Source organism: Microcoleus sp. PH2017_09_SFU_O_A, from assembly GCF_020738625.1.
In the GTDB taxonomy this organism is placed as follows: domain Bacteria; phylum Cyanobacteriota; class Cyanobacteriia; order Cyanobacteriales; family Microcoleaceae; genus Microcoleus.
Genome location: NZ_JAEQCF010000183.1, coordinates 1 through 2379, shown reverse-complemented (window position 1 = coordinate 2379; position 2379 = coordinate 1). Strand labels below are relative to the sequence as shown.

1 protein-coding gene is annotated in these 2379 nt (G+C 43.6%); it reads right to left on the bottom strand.

Features of this window, described 5'->3' with window-relative positions; all coding sequences use genetic code 11:
• Window positions 1–76: 76 nt before the first annotated feature.
• Window positions 77–1756 carry a group II intron reverse transcriptase/maturase gene (gene ltrA / locus JGK16_RS32525; RefSeq protein WP_293203597.1) on the bottom strand — a complete coding sequence of 560 codons (1680 nt, stop codon included), beginning with the start codon at window positions 1754–1756 and terminating at the stop codon, window positions 77–79.
• Window positions 1757–2379 lie beyond the last annotated feature (623 nt).

Genomic DNA, 2379 nt, shown 5'->3' with positions numbered 1-2379 from the left:
TGTCGGGTAAGAGAGCATACGTCGCCGTATCTCCCTCCCCTAAGAACCGGACTTGACACTTGTCGCATCATCCGGCTCAAGCCTCTGCCTTCACAGTACGTTTACCACTGTGTACCGCTTTATGACAGATTTTGTGTAGGTGCTGGAGATTGTCGATGTCATCCGAGCCTCCTTTTGTCATTGGTACTATGTGATGTGTTTCGATAGCTTCACCATTGCTAAGATGTTCGCTACAGATAGGGCATTTCCATCCTTGATTTTGGGCGATTTGGTAATACTTCGACCCTTTTTCCCAGATGGTTTTCCCAGATTTTGTGGCTCTTTTAGCCCAATATTTTGTTAGGTTGGGGTCGTCAGGGGATGCTGTTCCTTTTACCTTTATGTGGCGTTCGATGGGTATTTTAGCTATGTTAAATAGGCTAATTTCTTTGTTTTTACCTTTTCTGTTCTTGACATGACAGGTAAATTCCCACCCTTTGCCTCTAATTTTAAAGTATCGGTTGGCAATCCACCGTTTGCTCTTGTTTGGGTGTCGCCGTTTTGCCCATCGCCAAAGTGAATACCATACCTCAGAACTGATGTAGCTAAACACTTCTTTGCTGACGGCGTGGCGATAGTAGTTTCCAAAGCCTCGAAGTTTGGGGTTTAATTGTTCAATGACAATTTTCTGTTCTACCGTTTTATTTTTTTTGAGCCATTCCCTGATTTCCTTAAGGAATTTCAGGGCTTTCTCTTTTTGCGGTTTTATCAGTAGTTTGCCATTGTATTGTCTGAGATTAAACCCAAGAAAATTGAATCCTTCACTGATGTGTACGATTCGGGTTTTCTCTCTATTTAGTTGTAACCCTTTGTTGGATAGCCATTGTTCGATTTCAGGTCGGACTCTTTCTATGTCTTCTTGACAGGTAGCGGTAACGATGAAGTCGTCTGCGTATCGGACGAAACCATATCTATCGGATTTGTATGAGCCTTTGACCTTCTTGAATTGGCTCAAGAAGTTTTCCAGACCGTGTAAGCCGATATTTGCCAGGAGGGGGCTAATAATGCCTCCTTGTGGCGTTCCGCTTGGTGTTTCATGAAGTTTTCCCTTGTCTATGTATCCTGCTTTTAACCATTGTTTGATTAGGCTGCGGGCGGGGAAATTCCCTATGGAATTTAGGATGGTTTCATGAGTGATATTGTCGAAGAATCCTGATAGGTCGGCATCCAGAACCCATGTGTCTCTATTACCTTGTAGGCGTAAAAAACACTGCTCAATGGCATCGTGGCAACTTCTTCCGACTCTGAATCCATAACTGTTTGCCTCGAAAAGAGCTTCCCAGATTGGTTCTAGAGCATTCTTAACTATGGCTTGTGCTACTCTATCCTTGATGGTGGGGATGCCTAATGGTCTTTGCTTCCCATTGGCTTTTGGTATGTATACTCTTTTGGTGGGTTTAACCTTCCATAGTGTGTACTGTCCCATTTCTCGGATGAGTTTTACCCGTTGCTCAGGTGTTAATGCTACCTCCCTGTCCACACCTGCTGTTCGTTTTCCTTGATTCAGTTGGGTAACTTTACGCACTGACAAAATTAGATTGTCGAAGCTTCTTAACATCAGTTTTGTAAGGCTTCTGACCTGATTCCACTGACCGTTCTGTGTAGCACGATAAATCCGTTTCCTCAGATTCTTAACATTCTTGACGATCGATTTCCAGTCAATCTGTGACCAGTCGTTAAGTTGTCCAGAGTCTCCGATAACCATAGCGGTTTCCATCTTTCAATCTCCGTTTAGTTTCTTTGAATCCTGTTTATCGTTTAAGACCTGTCAGAAGTGGGCTACCATTTTCAGGCGGTGTGATGTTGGGGTATTCCTCAACCCTTATCCTCTGCATTACACAGGGCGTTCGCTTTCTCTGACTTCCTTTACCCCCTAAACAATTCGGCTGTGATTACTCTTGGCTTACTCTCTTGTTTCGACCTTAAGAGAGAGTCTATTGGGCTTACCGTGTTTCGCTTTTGATGACCTGCGAAAAAGGTTAGGGTTCGACTCATACTCCGATAGCTTTTTGAACTTCTTTACTAGACAGCGAAACTTCTAGTAATCAGCTATTTACCTTTTGGTTAAGGTGTTCCAGCCTTATTTCACCTTTTCGGATATCACGGAGCTAGATTAGTCGTTTACTTATCGTTAACCCTTCCTTTTCTTCCTCTTGCATACACTACCGATTTAGGCTATCAGCTTAGATGCTTGTGTGGTCTGCACTCCAACGATTTTTTTGCTTACTTTCGTTGTGACCGGACTCGGATTGAGTCTTTTACACGAGGACTGAGGAGAAGTACCTCAGAGAGAGACGGCTCTCTACTCATCAAATGCGACTTTGCACGTCGCGCTTCACC

Coding starts and splice junctions, on each gene's coding strand:
- ltrA (WP_293203597.1), bottom strand. CDS start 1,756: ATGGAAACCGCTATGGTTATCGGAGACTCTGGACAACTTAACGACTGG.